At 74.0% G+C, this 17,220-nt stretch carries 18 protein-coding genes; 13 read left to right on the top strand and 5 right to left on the bottom strand.

Features of this window, described 5'->3' with window-relative positions:
- Positions 1 to 2: 2 nt before the first annotated feature.
- Genes TEK04_RS00345 through TEK04_RS00325 form a run of 5 tightly spaced genes read right to left on the bottom strand, consistent with a single transcriptional unit; the run spans position 3 to position 3,713 of the window.
- Positions 3 to 122, bottom strand: a complete 120-nt coding sequence (locus TEK04_RS00345; protein ID WP_336402294.1) for a GTP-binding protein — start codon at positions 120 to 122, stop codon at positions 3 to 5.
- Entirely contained in the window at positions 119 to 1,177 is a 1,059-nt protein-coding gene (locus TEK04_RS00340; RefSeq protein WP_336402293.1) for a WD40 repeat domain-containing protein, read from the bottom strand. The genes TEK04_RS00345 and TEK04_RS00340 overlap by 4 nt, the downstream gene beginning before the upstream one ends.
- Complete coding sequence (locus TEK04_RS00335; protein ID WP_336402292.1) at positions 1,147 to 2,151, bottom strand: CobW family GTP-binding protein; 1,005 nt, start codon at positions 2,149 to 2,151, stop codon at positions 1,147 to 1,149. Before TEK04_RS00335 ends, TEK04_RS00340 begins: the two co-directional genes overlap by 31 nt.
- Positions 2,148 to 2,414: a hypothetical protein gene (locus TEK04_RS00330; protein WP_336402291.1), complete on the bottom strand. Its 267-nt coding sequence runs from the start codon at positions 2,412 to 2,414 to the stop codon at positions 2,148 to 2,150. The genes TEK04_RS00335 and TEK04_RS00330 overlap by 4 nt, the downstream gene beginning before the upstream one ends.
- Positions 2,415 to 2,459: 45 nt before the next feature.
- A complete protein-coding gene (locus tag TEK04_RS00325; protein WP_336402290.1) occupies positions 2,460 to 3,713 on the bottom strand; it encodes an isochorismate synthase in 1,254 nt (417 codons plus the stop codon).
- 40 nt (positions 3,714 to 3,753) lie between these two features.
- Between TEK04_RS00325 and TEK04_RS00320 the strand changes: the two genes are divergently transcribed.
- The 13 genes from TEK04_RS00320 (at position 3,754) to nuoK (ending at position 17,213) form a co-directional block, all read left to right on the top strand.
- Positions 3,754 to 4,470, top strand: a complete 717-nt coding sequence (locus tag TEK04_RS00320) for a demethylmenaquinone methyltransferase (protein ID WP_336402289.1) — start codon at positions 3,754 to 3,756, stop codon at positions 4,468 to 4,470.
- 277 nt (positions 4,471 to 4,747) lie between these two features.
- Positions 4,748 to 5,992: a geranylgeranyl reductase family protein gene (locus TEK04_RS00315; protein ID WP_336402288.1), complete on the top strand. Its 1,245-nt coding sequence runs from the start codon at positions 4,748 to 4,750 to the stop codon at positions 5,990 to 5,992.
- 167 nt (positions 5,993 to 6,159) lie between these two features.
- On the top strand, positions 6,160 to 6,522 hold the full coding sequence (locus tag TEK04_RS00310; protein ID WP_336402287.1) for an NADH-quinone oxidoreductase subunit A: 363 nt from the start codon (positions 6,160 to 6,162) through the stop codon (positions 6,520 to 6,522).
- A gap of 1 nt (position 6,523) precedes the next feature.
- The gene (locus TEK04_RS00305; protein ID WP_432277306.1) at positions 6,524 to 7,192 is read left to right on the top strand and encodes a NuoB/complex I 20 kDa subunit family protein; all 669 of its coding nucleotides are present in this window, start codon (positions 6,524 to 6,526) and stop codon (positions 7,190 to 7,192) included.
- The gene (locus TEK04_RS00300; protein WP_336402286.1) at positions 7,189 to 7,863 is read left to right on the top strand and encodes an NADH-quinone oxidoreductase subunit C; all 675 of its coding nucleotides are present in this window, start codon (positions 7,189 to 7,191) and stop codon (positions 7,861 to 7,863) included. Before TEK04_RS00305 ends, TEK04_RS00300 begins: the two co-directional genes overlap by 4 nt.
- Positions 7,860 to 9,194 carry an NADH-quinone oxidoreductase subunit D gene (locus TEK04_RS00295; RefSeq protein WP_336402285.1) on the top strand — a complete coding sequence of 445 codons (1,335 nt, stop codon included), beginning with the start codon at positions 7,860 to 7,862 and terminating at the stop codon, positions 9,192 to 9,194. Before TEK04_RS00300 ends, TEK04_RS00295 begins: the two co-directional genes overlap by 4 nt.
- A complete protein-coding gene (gene nuoE / locus TEK04_RS00290; RefSeq protein ID WP_336402284.1) occupies positions 9,191 to 10,228 on the top strand; it encodes an NADH-quinone oxidoreductase subunit NuoE in 1,038 nt (345 codons plus the stop codon). The genes TEK04_RS00295 and nuoE overlap by 4 nt, the downstream gene beginning before the upstream one ends.
- 4 nt (positions 10,229 to 10,232) lie before the next feature.
- The gene (gene nuoF / locus TEK04_RS00285) at positions 10,233 to 11,561 is read left to right on the top strand and encodes an NADH-quinone oxidoreductase subunit NuoF (RefSeq protein ID WP_336402283.1); all 1,329 of its coding nucleotides are present in this window, start codon (positions 10,233 to 10,235) and stop codon (positions 11,559 to 11,561) included.
- Positions 11,558 to 14,020, top strand: coding sequence for an NADH-quinone oxidoreductase subunit G (locus TEK04_RS00280; protein WP_336402282.1), 2,463 nt, complete (start codon positions 11,558 to 11,560; stop codon positions 14,018 to 14,020). The genes nuoF and TEK04_RS00280 overlap by 4 nt, the downstream gene beginning before the upstream one ends.
- On the top strand, positions 14,017 to 15,474 hold the full coding sequence (gene nuoH / locus TEK04_RS00275; RefSeq protein ID WP_336402281.1) for an NADH-quinone oxidoreductase subunit NuoH: 1,458 nt from the start codon (positions 14,017 to 14,019) through the stop codon (positions 15,472 to 15,474). The genes TEK04_RS00280 and nuoH overlap by 4 nt, the downstream gene beginning before the upstream one ends.
- Positions 15,467 to 16,072: an NADH-quinone oxidoreductase subunit NuoI gene (nuoI, locus tag TEK04_RS00270; RefSeq protein WP_336402280.1), complete on the top strand. Its 606-nt coding sequence runs from the start codon at positions 15,467 to 15,469 to the stop codon at positions 16,070 to 16,072. Before nuoH ends, nuoI begins: the two co-directional genes overlap by 8 nt.
- Complete coding sequence (locus TEK04_RS00265) at positions 16,069 to 16,917, top strand: NADH-quinone oxidoreductase subunit J (protein ID WP_336402279.1); 849 nt, start codon at positions 16,069 to 16,071, stop codon at positions 16,915 to 16,917. The genes nuoI and TEK04_RS00265 overlap by 4 nt, the downstream gene beginning before the upstream one ends.
- Positions 16,914 to 17,213, top strand: a complete 300-nt coding sequence (gene nuoK / locus TEK04_RS00260) for an NADH-quinone oxidoreductase subunit NuoK (RefSeq protein ID WP_336402278.1) — start codon at positions 16,914 to 16,916, stop codon at positions 17,211 to 17,213. Before TEK04_RS00265 ends, nuoK begins: the two co-directional genes overlap by 4 nt.
- Positions 17,214 to 17,220: the final 7 nt, after the last annotated feature.

Here is a 17,220-nt window from a genome sequence, read left to right as displayed (position 1 = left end):
GCTCACGTCCTGGCGACCACCGCCACCCGTTCCCCCTCGCGGTTGGCCAGCACCCCGTTGAACAAGGTCGTCGTGCCCGCGCCGAGGAACCCCGACAGCACGGTGACGGGCAGCGTGCTCATGCCGCCACCGCCAGCACGGCGCCCTCGACGGTGCCGGCCACCACGGCGCCGCCCCCGGGCTGCCAGGTCAGCCCGGTGACCCGTGCCCCAGCGGTGAACCGGGCGCGCGGACGACGCCCCGTGATCCCCGTGGTCGAGGGCTGCCACAGGGCGATGCCGCCGTCCCGGCCGGCCGAGGCGAGCAGGCTGCCGGTCGGCTGCCAGGCGAGCGCGCTGACCAGGGCGTCGTGCCCGGGCAGCACGAACGGCGACCGCCCCACCGGACCGCGTCCGGAGAAGTCCCACAGGTGCACCTCGGTGCTGCCGCCGTTGGCCATCCACCGGCTGAGCCGGTCGAAGGCGAGGACGTCGACCTTCTGCGGGTAGCCCGCCATCTGGGCGTCCTCACCGGTCCACAGTCGCCACACGTGCACGCTGGAGTCCTGGTTGCCCGAGGCCACCCAGCGGCCGTCGGGGGTGACCCGGGCGGTGAGCAGCGAACCCTTCCAGTCGAACACGCGCACGGGGTCCGCCGCGGCCGACGCCCCGGAGGCCGAGACGGCGTACCAGCGCAGCCCCCCGTAGGCCGCCACGCCGAGGCGGGAGCCGTCGCGGCTGAACACCACGTCGGTGACCGTGCTGGGCTGACCACCCCACCGGGCCAGCACCGCGCCGGCCGGGTCGAGCAGCACCACGGTGCGGCCGGTCGCCACCGCCAGGTGACGCCCGCTGCGGGCCCAGCGCATCGCCTGGACCCACCCGCCGACCTCGACCACGCACGGGCCGGCCGGGCCGAGCAGCACGACCCGCCCGTCGGCACCGCCGGTGGCCAGCACCTCGCCGCCGGGCTGCCAGGCCAGGGCCAGCGCGCCGCCGTCGTGGGTCGGGCCCGTCGCGACGACGGCGCCGTCGCGGCCGTCCAGCAGCGTGACCGCTCCGCCGAGGTCGGCCACGGCCACCCGCACGTCGCCGGCCGACCAGCCCACGGCGCTCACCGACTCGTCGACCCGGGCGGTCCAGAGCACGGGCCGGGCCAGGGCGGTGGTCACGAGGCCGGCACCGGTTCGGCCAGGCATGCGCGCAGCCCGTCGGTGAGCTCGGCCCGGTCGAGGTCACGCCCGATGAACACGGCACGGTTGCTGCGCGGCGCGTCGCCCCACGGGGCGCCCTGGGTGCCGTCGAGCAGCATGTGCACGCCCTGGAACACGTAGCGCTCGGGCATGCCGCGCACGGCGAGGATGCCCTTGCTGCGGAAGATGTCCACACCCTTGGTCGAGAGCAACCGGCCGAGCCAGGCGTTGAGCCGGTCGATGTCGAGTTCGCCGTCGAGCTCGACGCCGACGCTGGTCACGGTCTGGTCGTGCTGGTGCTCGCTCTCGGTGAGGAAGGCCGGGTCCAGGTCGAGGGCCCGGGCCAGGTCGAACCCGCCGACGTCGAGGACCGCGGAGAGGTCGACGTCGGCCTGCACTGCCTCCAGGACGTCGGCCAGCCGGTTGATCCCGCTGATCCGGGCGCGCACCTCGGCCAGCTCCCCGGCGTCCACCAGGTCGGTCTTGTTCAGCACGATGCGGTCGGCGAACGCGATCTGCTCGACGGCCTCGTTCTCCACGCCGTCGGGCCGCTCGTCGTCGAGGTGCTGCACCAGGTGGGCGGCGTCGACGAGGGTGACGATGCCGTCCAGGCGCAGCTGGCCGCCGATCTCGTCGTCCATGAAGAAGGTCTGCGCGACCGGCGCCGGGTCGGCGAGCCCGGTGGTCTCGATGAGGATGCGGTCGAAGCGGTCCTTGCGGCGCATCAGGGTGCCGAGGATGCGGATGAGGTCGCCGCGCACGGTGCAGCAGATGCACCCGTTGTTCATCTCGAACACCTCCTCCTCGGCATCGATGACCAGGGCGTCGTCGATGCCGACCTCGCCGAACTCGTTCTCGATGACCGCTATCCGCTGACCGTGCTGCTCGGTGAGGATGCGGTTGAGGAGGGTGGTCTTGCCCGAGCCGAGGAAGCCGGTGAGGACGGTGACGGGCACCTTGTCGGCGGTGGGGGCACTCATGCGGCGAGGCCGAACGCGCGCTGGACGTCGGCGACCGACACCAGCTCGGCGGGGGAGGAGATCGTGCGCTGAACGGTCTCCCCGGGCCGCAGCACGGCCAGCACGGTCTCGACGGGCGCGCACCCGGCGTCGCGGCAGGTCAGCTGCGTGACCAGCACGGCCGTGTCGAGGTCCAGGTCCAGGGACGTGCGCACCCAGCGGCGGAGCCGGTCGACGACGTCGGGCGGCAGGTGAGCAGGGCGGGAGGGCAGGCCGGGGAGCATGGCGCCCACCCTAATAGCTAATGGGAATCATTCCCAGTTCCGGGGTCAGTCCTGGAGGGCGGCCTGGACGGCGGCGAGCTTGGCCTGGGTCTCGGCCAGCTCGGCCATCGGGTCGGAGTCGCCGACGATGCCGCACCCGGCGAACAGGCGGGCCTCCGCGCCGCCGTCCCCCCCGGTCAGCTGGGCGCACCGCAGCGCCAACCCGAACTCGCCGTCCCCGCGGGCGTCGACCCAGCCGACCGGCCCGGCGTACCGGCCGCGGTCCATGCCCTCGACCTCGCGGATGAGCTCCACGGCGGCCGGCGTCGGCGTCCCCCCGACGGCGGCCGTCGGGTGCACGGCGGCCAGCAGCTCCAGCAGGCCGGGGGCATCGGCGGACAGGTGGCCGCGGACGTCGCTGGACAGGTGCCGCACGTTGGGCAGCGTGAGCACCGCCGGGCGCGCGGGCACCTCGAGGTCGGCGCAGAAAGGACGCAGCGAGGCGGCGAGCGAGTCGATGGCGTAGCGGTGCTCGGCGTGGTCCTTGGCGCTGCCGGCCAGGCTCGCGCCCAGGGCGGTGTCGGCGGCGGGGTCGCTGCTGCGCGCGGCGGTGCCGGCCAGCACGCGGGACTCCACGACGTCCCCGGTGCGGCGCAGCAGCAGCTCGGGGGTGGCGCCCAGCAGCCCCTCGACGGCGAAGGTCCAGCACGAGGGGAAGCGAGCGGCCAGCCGCAGCAGCAGACGACGCGGGTCGAGGGGGTGGTCGGCGGTGACCACGACGTCGCGGGCGAGCACCACCTTGTCCAGGTCGCCGGCGGCGATGCGGCGCACCGCCTCGGCCACCCGGCCGCACCAGGTGACGGGGTCCAGGGCGCCGTCGGTGTAGGTCAACCGGCCGATCGAGACGTCGGCGGCCTGGGCGGGGAACTCGGTGACCTCGGGGTGGTCGTCACCGGTGGTGGTCACCCAGGTCTGGCCGTCGCGCCGGCCCAGCACCACCGCCGGGACGACGAACACCGACGTCCCGCGGTCGGGGTCGAAGGCCACCGAGCCGAACAGCACCGGACCCGACCCGGGCAGCCCCACCGGGTCGACGACGTCGGCGGCCGCGCAGCGCTGCGCCCACCAGGCGGCGGCCCGCTCGAGGGCCCCGGGGCCGGTCACCTCGAGCCGGTCGACCTCGCCCCAGCCGACCAGCCCCTCGCCGTCGCGGACCCAGGCGAGCGCGCCGGCGGCGGGCAGCTTGGTGAGCAGGTCGCTGCGGCGGCGCCCCAGCGGGGTCGTGACCACGCGCTGCGTGGTCGTCGCCGCACTGGTCACGGCCTCCACGATAGGCACCCCCGCCGTATCGTCGTCGGGCGTGGAACCAGGAGATCGGGCACACGCCGGCTACCGGGCGACGCTGGAGAAGCGGCCCGCCGAGGTCGCTGCGATGTTCGACCGGGTGGCCGGCAAGTACGACGTCACCAACACCGTGCTCTCCGGCGGTCTGGACGCCGGCTGGCGGTGGGCCACCCGCGCGGCGCTGGGGGCCCGCGCGGGCCAGACCGTGCTCGACGTCGCGGCGGGCACCGGGGTCTCCACGGTGGAGCTGGCCACCGGTGGGGTGCGGGCCGTGGCCTGCGACTTCTCCCAGGGCATGCTCCGGGCCGGCCGGCACCGCCCGGTGCCGATGGTGGCCGGGGACGCCATGGCGCTGCCGCTGGCCGACGCGAGCGTCGACGGCGTCGTCATCTCCTTCGGGCTGCGCAACGTGGCCGACACCGACGCCGCGCTGCGGGAGTTCTCCCGGGTCACCCGGCCCGGTGGCACCCTCGTGGTCTGCGAGTTCTCCACGCCCACCTGGACGCCGTGGCGCACCGTCTACCTCGAGTACCTCATGCGGGCCCTGCCGCCGATCGCCCGCGCGGTGAGCAGCAACCCCGAGGCCTACGTCTACCTCGCCGAGTCGATCCGGGCCTGGCCGGCGCAGGCCCCGATGGCGGCGAAGCTGCAGGCCGCGGGCTGGACCGACGTCGCCTGGCGCAACCTGACCGGCGGCATCGTCGCCCTCCACCGCGGGGTCAAGCCCGCCTGACCGCCCCGCCCACCCTGCTGTTGATCACGGAGCTGTGCGCGCGCCACGCCGAGCGTCGGTGTCCTGGGGTCCGTGATCGTCGGGGTTCGGGCTGTGTGGTGCGGGGCACAGCACACGGCATGACGTTCCCGCCCACGCCCGACCCCGGTCCCGTCGACCCGCCGCCCACCCCGGTGGACCCGGTCCCGTCCGAGCCGGCGCCGCCCGCACCGGCGCCGAGCCCGACCGACCCGGTGGCGCCGCCGCCGTCCTGAGGCCCCCGACCTAGGCTCGTCGCGTGGCAGAGCAGCGGTACGACGTCGTGGTGGTGGGCGCCGGCCCGGCCGGTTCGTCGGCGGCGTACTGGCTGGCCTCGGCCGGGTTCGACGTCCTGGTGCTCGAGAAGGCGCACTTCCCGCGCGAGAAGGTCTGCGGTGACGGTCTGACCCCGCGCGGGGTGGCCGCCCTCGCGGCGATGGGCATCGACACCACCGACGAGGGCTGGGTGCGCCACCGCGGCCTGCGGGTGCACGGCGGCGGGCAGGTGGTCGAGGTCGACTGGCCGCGGCTGGCCCGCTGGCCCGCCGACGGGCTCATCCGCACCCGTGCCGACCTCGACGCCCAGCTCGCCCGGCACGCCGTGGCGGCCGGGGCGCAGGTGCGGTTCGGGGTCACCGTGGCCGAGCCGCTGCTGGACGACGCCGGCCGGGTCTGCGGGGTCCGGGCCACCGACGGCGAGGAGTTCCGCGCCGCGCTGGTCATCTCCGCCGAGGGCCTCAGCGGCCGGCTGGCCAAGGCGGTCGGGCTGAACCGGCGCACCGACGTGCCGCTGGGGGTCGCCGTCCGGCAGTACCTCACCACCCCGCGCACCCACGACCCCTACCTCGACATCTCCTTCGACCTCACCGCGTCGGGCCCGGACGCCGCGTCGATGCCCGGCTACGGCTGGTTCTTCCCCATGGGCGACGGCACGGCCAACGTCGGGTTCGGCCTGCTGGACACCCGGTACGCGGGGGACGACGACACCCGCACGGTCTACCGGCGCTGGATCGCCTCACTGCCGCCCTCGTGGGGCATCGACCCCGACCGCCCCGGCACCCCGCTGCGGGGTGCCGGGCTGCCCACCTCGCTGTCCCGCCGCCCGGCCTACACCCGCGGGCTGCTGCTGGTCGGTGACTCGGCCGGCACGGTCAACCCGTTCAACGGCGAGGGCATCAGCTACGCGATGGAGACCGGCCGCACCGGGGCGGGCGTCGTCCGGGCCGCGCTGGCCAGACCCGACGGCCCGGCCCGGGAGGCCGTGCTGCGGGGCTACCCCGACCTGCTGCGGCGGGAGTTCGGCGCCCACCACCGGCTCGGCGGGCTGTTCCTCAAGGGCCTCGCCCGGCCCGAGCTGGTGCGCTTCGCGACCGCGCACGGGCTCAAGCGACCGGCCGCGGTCGCGATCGCGCTGCGGCTGATGGGCAACCTCTCCGACGGTCGGGACGGCGACGCCGTCGACCGCACCCTCGACGTCCTGCACCGCCTGACGCCCGCGCGGTAGGGCCCGCTCGGCGTCGGTCCCGTCACCGGCTCGGGGCAGGTGTCCACCCTCGGTCGCGGCGCGCCGGGCGGGGGTCCCTTCCGGGAACTGTGACCTGGGGCATAGGGTTCTGACGTGTCGACTTGTGAACCAGTTCACAAGCGGGTCCGGAACCGGGGGAGGCGTTGATGCTCGAGACCTACGCCCCGCTGGTCGGCCTCTTCGTGCTGGCGGCGGGGTTCGCGCTGTTCTCGGTCACCGCGGCCCCCTTCATCGGTCCGCGCCGGTACAACCGGGCCAAGCTGCAGGCCTACGAGTGCGGCATCGAGCCGGTCGACCAGCCGCTCACCGGCGGTCGTTTCCCGGTCAAGTACTACCTGACCGCGATGCTCTTCATCATCTTCGACATCGAGATCGTCTTCCTCTACCCGTGGGCGGTCGCGAACGACGCCCTGGGCGTGTGGGGCCTGCTCTCGATGTTCCTGTTCGTCGCGACGATCTTCATCGCCTTCGCCTACGAGTGGCGTCGCGGTGGGCTGGAGTGGGACTGACATGGGCCTCGAGGAGAAGCTCCCGTCCGGGGTGCTGCTGACCAGCGTCGAGAAGCTGGTCAACTGGACCCGCAAGTCCTCGCTGTGGCCGGCCACCTTCGGGCTGGCCTGCTGCGCGATCGAGATGATGGCCTCCGGTGCCGGCCGCTACGACCTGGCCCGCTTCGGCATGGAGGTCTTCCGGGCCTCGCCACGCCAGGCCGACCTGCTGATCGTGGCCGGCCGGGTGAGCCAGAAGATGGCCCCGGTCCTGCGCCAGATCTACGACCAGATGCCCGAGCCGCGCTGGGTGCTGGCCATGGGCGTGTGCTCCAGCTCGGGCGGGATGTTCAACAACTACGCGATCGTGCAGGGCGTCGACCACGTCGTGCCGGTCGACATGTACCTGCCCGGTTGCCCGCCGCGCCCCGAGATGCTCATGGACGCGATCCTCAAGCTGCACCACAAGATCCAGCACGAGCCGCTGGGGCCCAAGCGCGCGGCCGCGCTGGCCGCCGCGCAGGCGGACGGGACGGCGAAGGACCTGCACGTGGCGATGCCCTCCACCGTGCGGGTGGACAAGGCCGCCCGGAAGGCCTACGAGCAGGCCGCCGCCGAGGGCCGCACCGGGCAGTTCGCCCTCGAGCAGCGCGGCGGGGCCGCCGTCGTCCTCCCCGGGGAGCAGCGGTGAGCGAGGGGCCCTTCCGCACCGGCGCCTTCGGGGTCACCGGCACCGGTGACACCTCCGGCTTCGGCGGTCTGGTCCGGGTCGAGCCCGGTGGCGCGGTCACCCTGCACTCCACCGACCGGCCCTACGGCGGGTGGTTCGACGAGGTCGCCGACGCCCTCGCCGAGGCCGTCGGCCAGCAGGTCTACGACGCCGCCGTGCGGCGGGTGGTCGTCGACCGCGGCGAGATCACCTGGTTCGTGGCCCGCGAGCACCTCCTGGTGCTGGCCCAGGCGCTGCGCGACGACGACGCCCTGCGGTTCGAGCTGTGCAGCAGCGTCAGCGGGGTGGACTACCTGGACTCCGGGGGGCCGGCCGGCGAGCGGCTGCACGTCGTGGTGCACCTGACGTCGATGACCTACCGCCGCCGCATCCGGCTGGAGGTCGCGGTCTCCGCCGAGGACCCCCGGGTGCCGAGCCTGACCGGGGTCTACCCGACGGCCGACTGGCACGAGCGCGAGGCCTTCGACATGTTCGGCATCGTCTTCGACGGCCACCCGGCGCTCACCCGCATCCTCATGCCCGACGACTGGGAGGGCCACCCCCAGCGCAAGGACTACCCGCTGGGCGGTGTCCCCGTGGAGTACCACGGCGCCAGCACGCCGCCCCCGGACGAGAGGCGGTCCTACCGGTGACCACCACCGACCCGCACGCCGACCCCTACGCCGGTTCCCGGGAGACCACCGAGGGGCGGGTCTTCACCGTCACCGGGGGCGACTGGGACCTGACCTTCGGCGGCGCCGACCAGTTCGCCCAGGAGCGACTGGTGGTCAACATGGGCCCGCAGCACCCCTCCACCCACGGGGTGCTCCGGCTGGTGCTCGACCTCGAGGGCGAGACGGTCACCCAGGCCCGCGTCGTCATCGGGTACCTGCACACCGGCATCGAGAAGAACGTCGAGTACCGCACCTGGACCCAGGGCACGACCTTCGTGACCCGGATGGACTACCTGGCGCCGCTGTTCAACGAGACCGCCTACTGCCTGGCGGTGGAGAAGCTGCTGGGCATCGAGGTGCCCGAGCGGGCCACCACCATCCGCGTGCTGGTCATGGAGCTCAACCGGATCGCCTCCCACCTGGTCGGCCTGGCCACCTTCGGCATGGAGATGGGCGCCCTGACCGGCATGACCAACGGGTTCCGCGAGCGCGAGCTCGTGCTGGACCTGCTGGAGGAGATCACCGGGCTGCGCATGAACCACGCCTACGTGCGCCCGGGCGGGCTGGCGCAGGACCTCCCCCCTGGGATCGAGGACAGGATCCGCGAGTGGTTGGCGATCATGCCCGAGCGGGTGGCCGGCTTCCACCGGCTGCTCACCGGCCAACCGATCTGGCAGCGGCGGCTGCGCGACGTCGGCTACCTCGACGTCACCGGCTGCGTCGCGCTCGGCGTCACCGGGCCCATCCTGCGCAGCGCGGGCCTGCCGTGGGACCTGCGCAAGGTCGAGCCCTACTGCGGCTACGAGACCTACGACTTCGAGGTGCCCACCGCCGACACCGCCGACGCCTGGGGCCGCTACCTGGTGCGCATGGCCGAGGTGGGGGAGTCGATGAAGATCATCGAGCAGGCCCTGGACCGGCTGCGCCCCGGCCCGGTCATGGTCGAGGACAAGAAGATCGCCTGGCCCGCCCAGCTCTCGCTCGGGCCCGACGGCATGGGCAACTCCCTCGACCACGTGCAGCACATCATGAGCCAGTCGATGGAGGCTCTGATCCACCACTTCAAGCTGGTCACCGAGGGTTTCCGGGTGCCGGCCGGCCAGGTGTACACCGCGATCGAGAGCCCCCGCGGCGAGCTCGGCTTCCACGTGGTCTCCGACGGCGGCACCCGGCCCTTCCGGGTGCACGTCCGCGACCCCAGCTTCACCAACCTGCAGGCGACCGCGGCGATGAGCGAGGGCGGCATGATCGCCGACGTCATCGCCGCCATCGCCTCCGTCGACCCGGTCATGGGGGGTGTCGACCGATGAGCGCGCTGCCCGGCAGCCCCGAGGGGACGGCGGTCACGGGTCTGGACTCGTCAGCCGTTCCCGGCACCGTCGAGGACCTGCCGCCGCTGACCGGGACCACCCGGCTCGAGTGCCGCGAGATCATGGCCCGGTACCCGGTGCCGCGCTCGGCGCTGCTGCCGATGCTGCACCTGGTCCAGTCCGTCCAGGGCTACGTCACCCCGGAGGGCGTCGCGCTGTGCGCGGAGGAGCTCGGCCTCACCAAGGCCGAGGTCGGCGCGGTGGCGACCTTCTACACGATGTTCAAGCGGCACCCCACCGGCCGGCACCTGGTCAGCGTCTGCACCAACACGCTGTGCGCGGTGCTCGGCGGTCAGCGGATCTACGACGCGGTCGCGGCCGAGCTGGGCGTGCACCACGACGAGACCACCGCCGACGGCTCGATCACCCTCGAGCACGCCGAGTGCCTGGCCGCCTGCGACTACGCCCCGGTCGTGACCGTGGACTACGAGTTCTACGACCAGCAGGACGTCGACGCCGCGCTGGCGCTGGTCGCCGCGCTGCGCCGCGGCGAGCGGCCCGCGCCCACCCGGGGGGCGCCGCTGACCGACTTCCGCGGGGTGTCCCGGCAGCTGGCCGGGTTCAGCCAGCACGCCGACGCCGCTGCCGAGCGCGCTGCCGTCGACGGGCCCAGCGCCGGCGTCCCCACCCTGCGCGGGGTCCGGCTGGCCGCCGAGCGCGGCGAGACCGCCCCGCCGATGCCCGGCGTCGAACCTGCCGAGGCAAGGGAGCCCTTCCAGCACGGGGAGGCCCAGTCCGGTACGGAAGGGCTCCCTTCCCCCGGCAGTTCCCGGGGGCAGACACCCGGGGAGCAGGCCGCCGATGCCCAGGTGGCCGCCGCCGACAACCCCGCCGAGCGCTCCGGCGCCGCGCAGAACCACCCCGACCGCCCCGAGCCGGCCGGCCGCGAGGCCGCCGACCGGGACGCCCCAGCACCCGACGTCGACGGCCAGGCCCAGTCCGGGTCGGGCACGTCGGTCCCGCGAGAGGTCTGACGCCGTGCCGCTCACCCCCGTGCTGACCAGCCGCTTCGCCGAGCCCCGCAGCTGGACCATCGAGACCTACGAGCGCACCGAGGGCTACACCGCCTGGCGCACCGCCCTGGGCATGACCCCCGACGAGCTGGTCACCCTCGTCAAGGACTCCGGCCTGCGCGGTCGGGGTGGCGCCGGCTTCCCCACCGCCATGAAGTGGAGCTTCATCCCGCAGCCCACGCCGGGGGAGACCCCGACCGGCCCGGCGGCCAAGCCCAAGTACCTGGTGGTCAACGCCGACGAGGGGGAGCCGGGCACCTGCAAGGACCTCCCGCTGATGATGGCCGACCCGCACGCGCTGGTGGAGGGCGTGGCCATTGCCTCCTACGCGATCCGCTGCTCCTTCGCGGTCATCTACGTGCGCGGGGAGGCGGTGCACGCCCACCGCCGGCTGCAGGCCGCCGTCGCCGAGGCCTACGCCGCCGGTCACCTGGGCCGCGACGTCCACGGCTCCGGGTTCGACCTCGACGTCGTGGTGCACGCCGGCGCCGGCGCCTACATCTGCGGCGAGGAGACCGCGCTGCTGGACTCGTTGGAGGGCCGCCGCGGCCAGCCCCGGCTCAAGCCGCCGTTCCCCGCCGTCGCCGGTCTGTACGGCGCCCCGACGGTGGTGAACAACGTCGAGACGCTGGCCAGCGTCCCGTACGTGGTGCGCGGCGGGTCGGCCTGGTTCAAGGAGTTCGGCCCCGAGAAGTCACCCGGCCCCAAGATCTACTCGATCTCCGGCCGGGTCGTGCACCCCGGCCAGTACGAGGCGCCGATGGGGACGACCATGCGCGAGCTGCTGGCGATGGCCGGCGGCGTGCGGCCCGGCCACGAGCTGAAGTTCTGGACGCCGGGCGGGTCCAGCACCCCCTACTTCACCGCCGACCACCTCGACGTCCCGCTGGACTTCGACTCCGTCGCCGCAGCCGGCTCGATGCTCGGCACCACCGCGCTCATGGTCTTCGACGAGACGGACTCGATCGTCGAGGCCACCCTGCGGTTCACCGAGTTCTACGCCCACGAGAGCTGCGGCAAGTGCACCCCGTGCCGGGAGGGCACCTACTGGCTGGTCCAGATCCTGGAACGGCTGGTCGCCGGGCACGGCACCGCCCGCGACCTGGACCTGCTCACCGACACCTGCGACAACATCCTGGGCCGCTCGTTCTGCGCCCTGGGCGACGGCGCCACCAGCTGCATCGCGTCGTCCCTCCAGTACTTCCGCGACGACTACGTGGCCCTGCTGCCGCCCGATGAACAGGGCCGGCTGGGTCGCACGCTGAAGCTCGAGCCCGTGGGAGCGATGGCATGACCACCCCCGAACCAGCACCGGCCCAGGTCCCCGCCGTGCCGGGTGCGCACACGCCCGAGGACCACGTCCGGCTGACCATCGACGGCTTCGACGTCGCGGTGCCGAAGGGCACGCTGATCATCCGGGCCGCCGAGCAGATCGGCGTCCAGATCCCGCGGTTCTGCGACCACCCACTGCTGGAGCCGGTCGGCGCCTGCCGGCAGTGCCTGGTCGAGGTCGAGGGCCAGCGCAAGCCGGTCGCCTCCTGCACCGTGCCGGTGACCCCCGACATGGTGGTGAAGACCCAGCTGACCAGCGAGGTCGCCGCGGGCGCCCAGGCCGGCACGCTCGAGCTGCTGCTGGTCAACCACCCGCTGGACTGCCCGGTCTGCGACAAGGGCGGGGAGTGCCCGCTGCAGAACCAGGCGATGAGCAACGGGCACGCCGAGAGCCGGTTCACCGGCACCAAGCGCACCTACCCCAAGCCGCTGCCGATCAGCTCGCAGGTGCTGCTGGACCGCGAGCGCTGCGTGCTCTGCGCCCGGTGCACCCGGTTCTCCCAGCAGGTGGCCGGCGACCCGTTCATCGAGCTGTTCGACCGCGGCGCGCTGCAACAGGTCAGCATCTACACCGACGAGCCGTTCGAGTCCTACTTCTCGGGCAACACCGTGCAGATCTGCCCGGTGGGGGCGCTCACCAGCTCGGCCTACCGGTTCCGCTCGCGGCCCTTCGACCTGCGCAGCGAGGCCAGCACCTGCGAGCACTGCGCCTCGGGCTGCGCGCAGCGCACCGACTACCGCCGCGGCACCGTGCTGCGCCGGCTGGCCGGCGACGACCCGGCGGTGAACACGGAGTGGAACTGCGACAAGGGCCGGTTCGCCTTCCGCTACGCCGCGGCCAACGAGCGGCTCACCACCCCGCTGGTCCGGCGGGACGGCGTCCTGCAGCCCGCGTCCTGGCCCGAGGCCTGGGCCGCCGCGGCCGCCGGCCTGGCCGCGGCCCGCGCGGACGGCGGGGTGGGGGTGCTCCCCGGCGGCCGGCTCACCGTCGAGGACGCCTACGCCTACGCCAAGTTCGCCCGCGTCGCGCTGGGCACCCACGACGTCGACGCCCGGGCGCGTGCGCACTCGCCCGAGGAGCTGGCCTTCCTGGCCGCGCACGTGGCCGGCACCGCCCCCGGCGCCGGCGCCGTCACCTACGACGAGCTGGCCGCCGCGCCCGCCGTGCTGATGGTGGGGTTCGAGCCGGAGGAGGAGTCGCCGATCGTGCTCCTGCGGCTGCGCCGGGCGGTGCGCGAGCGGGGCCTGCCGGTCTACGACGTCGCCCCGTTCGCCACCACCGCCGACGAGAAGCTGTCGGCCACCCTGCTGGCCACGCCGCCGGGGCTGGAGGCCGCCGTCCTGCGGGCACTGGCCACCGAGTCCGCCGGCGGGGTGGGCGCGCAGGCGGCCGGCGCGCTGCGCGCCGAGGGCGCGGTCGTGCTGGCCGGCGAGCGGCTGGCCGAGGTGCCCGGGGCGCTCTCGGCGCTATCGGCGCTGGCCGCCGCCTCCGGTGCCCGCATCGCCTGGGTGCCGCGCCGGGCCGGTGAGCGCGGCGCGGTCGAGGTGGGCGCGCTGCCGACCCTGCTGCCCGGCGGGCGGGCCGTCGAGGACGCCGCCGACCGTGCCGACGTCGAGGCCGCGTGGGGCGTCGAGCTGCCGCGGCGGGCCGGCCGCGACCTGACCGGCATCCTGCAGGCCGCCCGCGACGGCCGGCTCGGCGGCCTGCTGGTCGGCGGCGTCGACCCCGCCGACCTGCCCGACCCCGCACTGGCCGAGGCCGCGTTGGCCGCCGCGGGGTTCGTGGTCAGCCTCGAGCTGCTGCCCTCACCGGTCACCGCGCACGCCGACGTCGTCCTGCCGGTGGCCGCCGCACCCGAGAAGGCCGGCAGCTACCTGGACTGGGAGGGCCGGGTGCGTCCCTTCGACGCGACGCTGCACGGCAGCGGCCAGCTGACCGACGCCCGCGTGCTCACCGGTCTGGCCGAGGCGATGGGGGTCGCGCTCGGGCTGACCACCGTGGACGCCGCCCGACGCGAGCTGGTCGCCCTCGGCGGTGCCGGTCGGGCCCGCGAGGTCCGCGGGCTGGACGTCGCCCCCGCCGGCAGCCCGCGGCTGGCGCCCGACCAGGCGGTGCTCGCCTCGTGGCACCAGCTGCTCGACGACGGCACCCTGCAGCGCGACGAGCCGGCGCTGGCCGGCACCGCGCGCCCCCCGGTGGTGCGGCTGGCCAAGGAGGTCGCGGTCCGGCTCGGGGTCGGCGACGGCGAGCCGGTCACCGTCACCGGCCCGGCCGGCGCCATCACCCTGCCGGCGCGGGTCACCGACATGCCCGACCGCGTCGTGTGGCTGCCGATGCGGTCGCCGGGCAGCCACGTGCGCACCCACCTCGGCGCGGCCCCCGGCGGCGTCGTCACCGTCACCGCCGGAGGTGCCGCATGAGCCCGACCCTGGCCGACTTCGGGCAGGACGTCTGGTGGCTGGTGCTGGTCAAGATCGTCGGCGTGTTCGCGCTGCTGGTCGTGATGACGCTGTTCGCGATCGTGTTCGAGCGCAAGGTCGTCGCGCGCATGCAGCAACGCTCGGGCCCCAACCGGGTGGGCCCCGGGGGCTCGCTGCAGAGCCTGGCCGACGGGCTGAAGCTGGCCTTCAAGGAGGACATCATCCCGGCGATGGCCGACAAGCCGGTGTACTTCCTGGCCCCGGTCATCGCCACCATCCCGGCCTTCCTGGCCTTCTCGGTCATCCCGCTGGGCCCGATGGTCTCGATCTTCGGCGAGCAGACCCCGCTGCAGCTCATCGACGCCCCCATCGGCGTCCTCGTGGTGCTGGCCTGCTCGGCGATGGGCGTCTACGGCATCGTGCTGGGGGGCTGGGCGAGCGGGTCGACCTACCCGCTGCTGGGCAGCCTGCGCAGCGCCGCGCAGATGGTCAGCTACGAGATCGCCATGGGGTTGTCGATCGTGGCGGTGTTCCTCTACGCCGGCACGATGAGCACCTCGGAGATCGTCGCCGCCCAGGCCGGGGACAACCGGCTGGACTTCTTCGGGCTCACCTTCGACGGTCCGAGCTGGTACGCCGTGCTGCTGCCGGTCAGCTTCGTCGTCTACGTCATCGCGGTGGTGGGGGAGACCAACCGGGCGCCCTTCGACCTGCCCGAGGCCGAGTCCGAGCTGGTCGGCGGTTTCCACACCGAGTACTCGTCGCTGAAGTTCGCCCTCTTCTTCCTCGCCGAGTACGTCAACATGGTCACCGTCTCCGCGCTGGCCGCGACGCTGTTCCTCGGCGGCTGGCGGGCGCCCTGGCCGATCTCGATCTGGGACGGCGCCAACTCGGGCTGGTGGCCGCTGCTGTGGTTCCTGCTCAAGGTCGTCGCCGCGCTGTTCGTGTTCATCTGGCTGCGCGGCACGCTGCCCCGGCTGCGCTACGACCAGTTCATGCGCTTCGGGTGGAAGGTCCTGGTGCCCACGGCCCTCGTGTGGATCATGGCCGTGGCCACGATGCGCACGGTCTCGCGGGAGTACGACCTCGACAGCGGGGAGGTCGCGCTCTACGTGGGGTTGCCGCTGGCCGCGCTGGTGCTGGGCGTGCTGCTGGTGGCTTCGCGCCGCAGCAACGCCGACACCCGGATCGCCGCGCTGCACGCCGCCGCGGGGTCGACCAACCCCACCGAGCCCGAGGTGCTGCCCCCCGTACGGGCCCCCGGCGCGCGGCACCGGCCCGCCCAGCGCAGCGGCCCGGCCCGGGCGGAGGGCGGCTTCCCCATCCCGCCGATGGACCTGGTCGTGCCGCCCTCCCCGCGGCTGACCGGTCGGGAACCGGTCGCCACCGGTGCCCCGGTCGCCACCGGTCGCCGCCGCCCCAGCCCGACCCCCCGGAAGGACGACGATGCCTGACCTGACCCCCGAGCGCCGACGCGGCGGCGAGGTCGAGCAGGGCGGGGGCACCCGGTCGGCGCCGGCCCCGCGCACCAGCCGGCTCCCCGCGCCGGCCCAGGGCTTCGGCGTGACCTTCTCGACCATGTTCAAGAAGGTCACCACGGAGCAGTACCCGGAGGAACCCAAGGTCACCGCGCCGCGCTACCACGGGCGGCACGTGCTCAACCGGCACCCCGACGGCCTGGAGAAGTGCGTCGGCTGCGAACTCTGCGCCTGGGCGTGCCCGGCCGACGCCATCTACGTCGAGGGCGGCACCAACACCGAGGAGGCCCGCTTCTCCCCGGGCGAGCGGTACGGCCGCGTCTACCAGATCAACTACCTGCGCTGCATCTTCTGCGGGTTGTGCATCGAGGCCTGCCCGACCCGCTCGTTGACGATGAGCAACGACTTCGAGCTCGCCGACGACGAACGCGGCAGCCTCATCTACACCAAGGAGCAGCTGATGGCCCCGCTGCTGCCGGGCATGGAACAGCCCCCGCACCCGATGCGGCTGGGTGACGACGAGAAGGACTACTACCTGCGCGCACCGGGTGGGGCCTCGGGGACGACGCAGTGAGCGCCACGGTGCCCGCCACCCTGCTCGCCGCGGCCGCCGACAGCACCGGCGGCCCCGGGGAGACGGTGACGTTCTGGGTGCTGGCGCCGATCGCGCTGGCCGGGGCGCTGGGCATGGTGCTGGCCCGCAACGCCATCCACTCGGCGCTGTTCCTGGTCAACACGATGCTGGTGCTGGGCGTGTTCTACGTCGTGCAGTCGGCGCCGTTCCTGGGCGCCATCCAGATCATCGTCTACACCGGCGCGATCATGATCCTGTTCCTGTTCTCGCTGATGCTGGTCGGGCGGGACTCTGCCGACTCCGTGGTCGAGACGCTGCGCGGGCAGCGGGTGGCTGCCGTGCTGCTCGGCGCCGGGTTCGCGGTGCTGGTCGGGGCGGGCATCGCCCGGGCGACCGAAGACCTCCCGGTGGCCGGGCTGGAGGCCGTGCAGGGCGGGGCGGGCGGCGCGGCCGACGGCAACGTGGCCGCCGTCGCCGAGGTGCTCTACGGGCGGCACCTGCTCGCCTTCGAGGTCACCGGCGCGCTGCTGATCGTCGCGGCCATCGGGGCGCTGGTGCTCAACCACGCCGAGCGCGAGCCCGGCTCCCGGCAGGGGCAGAAGGAGAAGTCGCGCGCCCGGTTCCTCACCGAGCACCCGCAGACCCTGCCCGGCCCCGGTGTGTACGCCCGGGCCAACTCGATCGCCGCCCCGGGCCGGCTGCCCGACGGCAGCCCGGCGCCGGCCAGCTTCGCCACCGGCGTCGAGCCCCAGGTGGTCGACGAGCTGCCGCCCGCCGACCCGCCCAGGGGCGGCCCGGACGCCGCGCTGGGCACCACCCGCGGCACCGGCGGGCCGCTGGCATGAGCCTGACCAACTACCTGGTGCTGGCCGCGGTGCTGTTCACCGTCGGCGCGGTCGGGGTGCTCGTGCGGCGCAACGCGATCGTCGTCTTCATGTGCATCGAGCTGATGCTCAACTCGGTCAACCTCACGCTGGTCACCTTCGCCCGGTCCACCGGGACGGTCGACGGCCAGGTGATCGCCCTGTTCGTGATGGTCGTCGCGGCCGCCGAGGTGGTGGTGGGGCTGGCGATCATCATGTCGATCCACCGCACCCGCCGGTCGGCCTCGATCGACGACGCCAACCTGCTGAAGTACTAGGGGGCTG

This window comes from Klenkia sesuvii (assembly GCF_037083825.1).
GTDB lineage: Bacteria > Actinomycetota > Actinomycetes > Mycobacteriales > Geodermatophilaceae > Klenkia > Klenkia sesuvii.
This window is presented reverse-complemented; position numbering and strand designations above follow the sequence as displayed.

Bases quoted from the DNA above. Each gene is read 5' to 3' on its own strand.
- nuoH (WP_336402281.1), top strand. From the start codon at position 14,017: ATGAGCCCGACCCTGGCCGACTTCGGGCAGGACGTCTGGTGGCTGGTG.
- nuoE (WP_336402284.1), top strand. From the start codon at position 9,191: ATGAGCGCGCTGCCCGGCAGCCCCGAGGGGACGGCGGTCACGGGTCTG.
- nuoK (WP_336402278.1), top strand. From the start codon at position 16,914: ATGAGCCTGACCAACTACCTGGTGCTGGCCGCGGTGCTGTTCACCGTC.
- TEK04_RS00335 (WP_336402292.1), bottom strand. From the start codon at position 2,151: ATGAGTGCCCCCACCGCCGACAAGGTGCCCGTCACCGTCCTCACCGGC.
- TEK04_RS00340 (WP_336402293.1), bottom strand. From the start codon at position 1,177: ATGCCTGGCCGAACCGGTGCCGGCCTCGTGACCACCGCCCTGGCCCGG.
- TEK04_RS00305 (WP_432277306.1), top strand. From the start codon at position 6,524: ATGGGCCTCGAGGAGAAGCTCCCGTCCGGGGTGCTGCTGACCAGCGTC.
- nuoI (WP_336402280.1), top strand. From the start codon at position 15,467: ATGCCTGACCTGACCCCCGAGCGCCGACGCGGCGGCGAGGTCGAGCAG.
- TEK04_RS00310 (WP_336402287.1), top strand. From the start codon at position 6,160: ATGCTCGAGACCTACGCCCCGCTGGTCGGCCTCTTCGTGCTGGCGGCG.
- TEK04_RS00330 (WP_336402291.1), bottom strand. From the start codon at position 2,414: ATGCTCCCCGGCCTGCCCTCCCGCCCTGCTCACCTGCCGCCCGACGTC.
- TEK04_RS00345 (WP_336402294.1), bottom strand. From the start codon at position 122: ATGAGCACGCTGCCCGTCACCGTGCTGTCGGGGTTCCTCGGCGCGGGC.
- TEK04_RS00280 (WP_336402282.1), top strand. From the start codon at position 11,558: ATGACCACCCCCGAACCAGCACCGGCCCAGGTCCCCGCCGTGCCGGGT.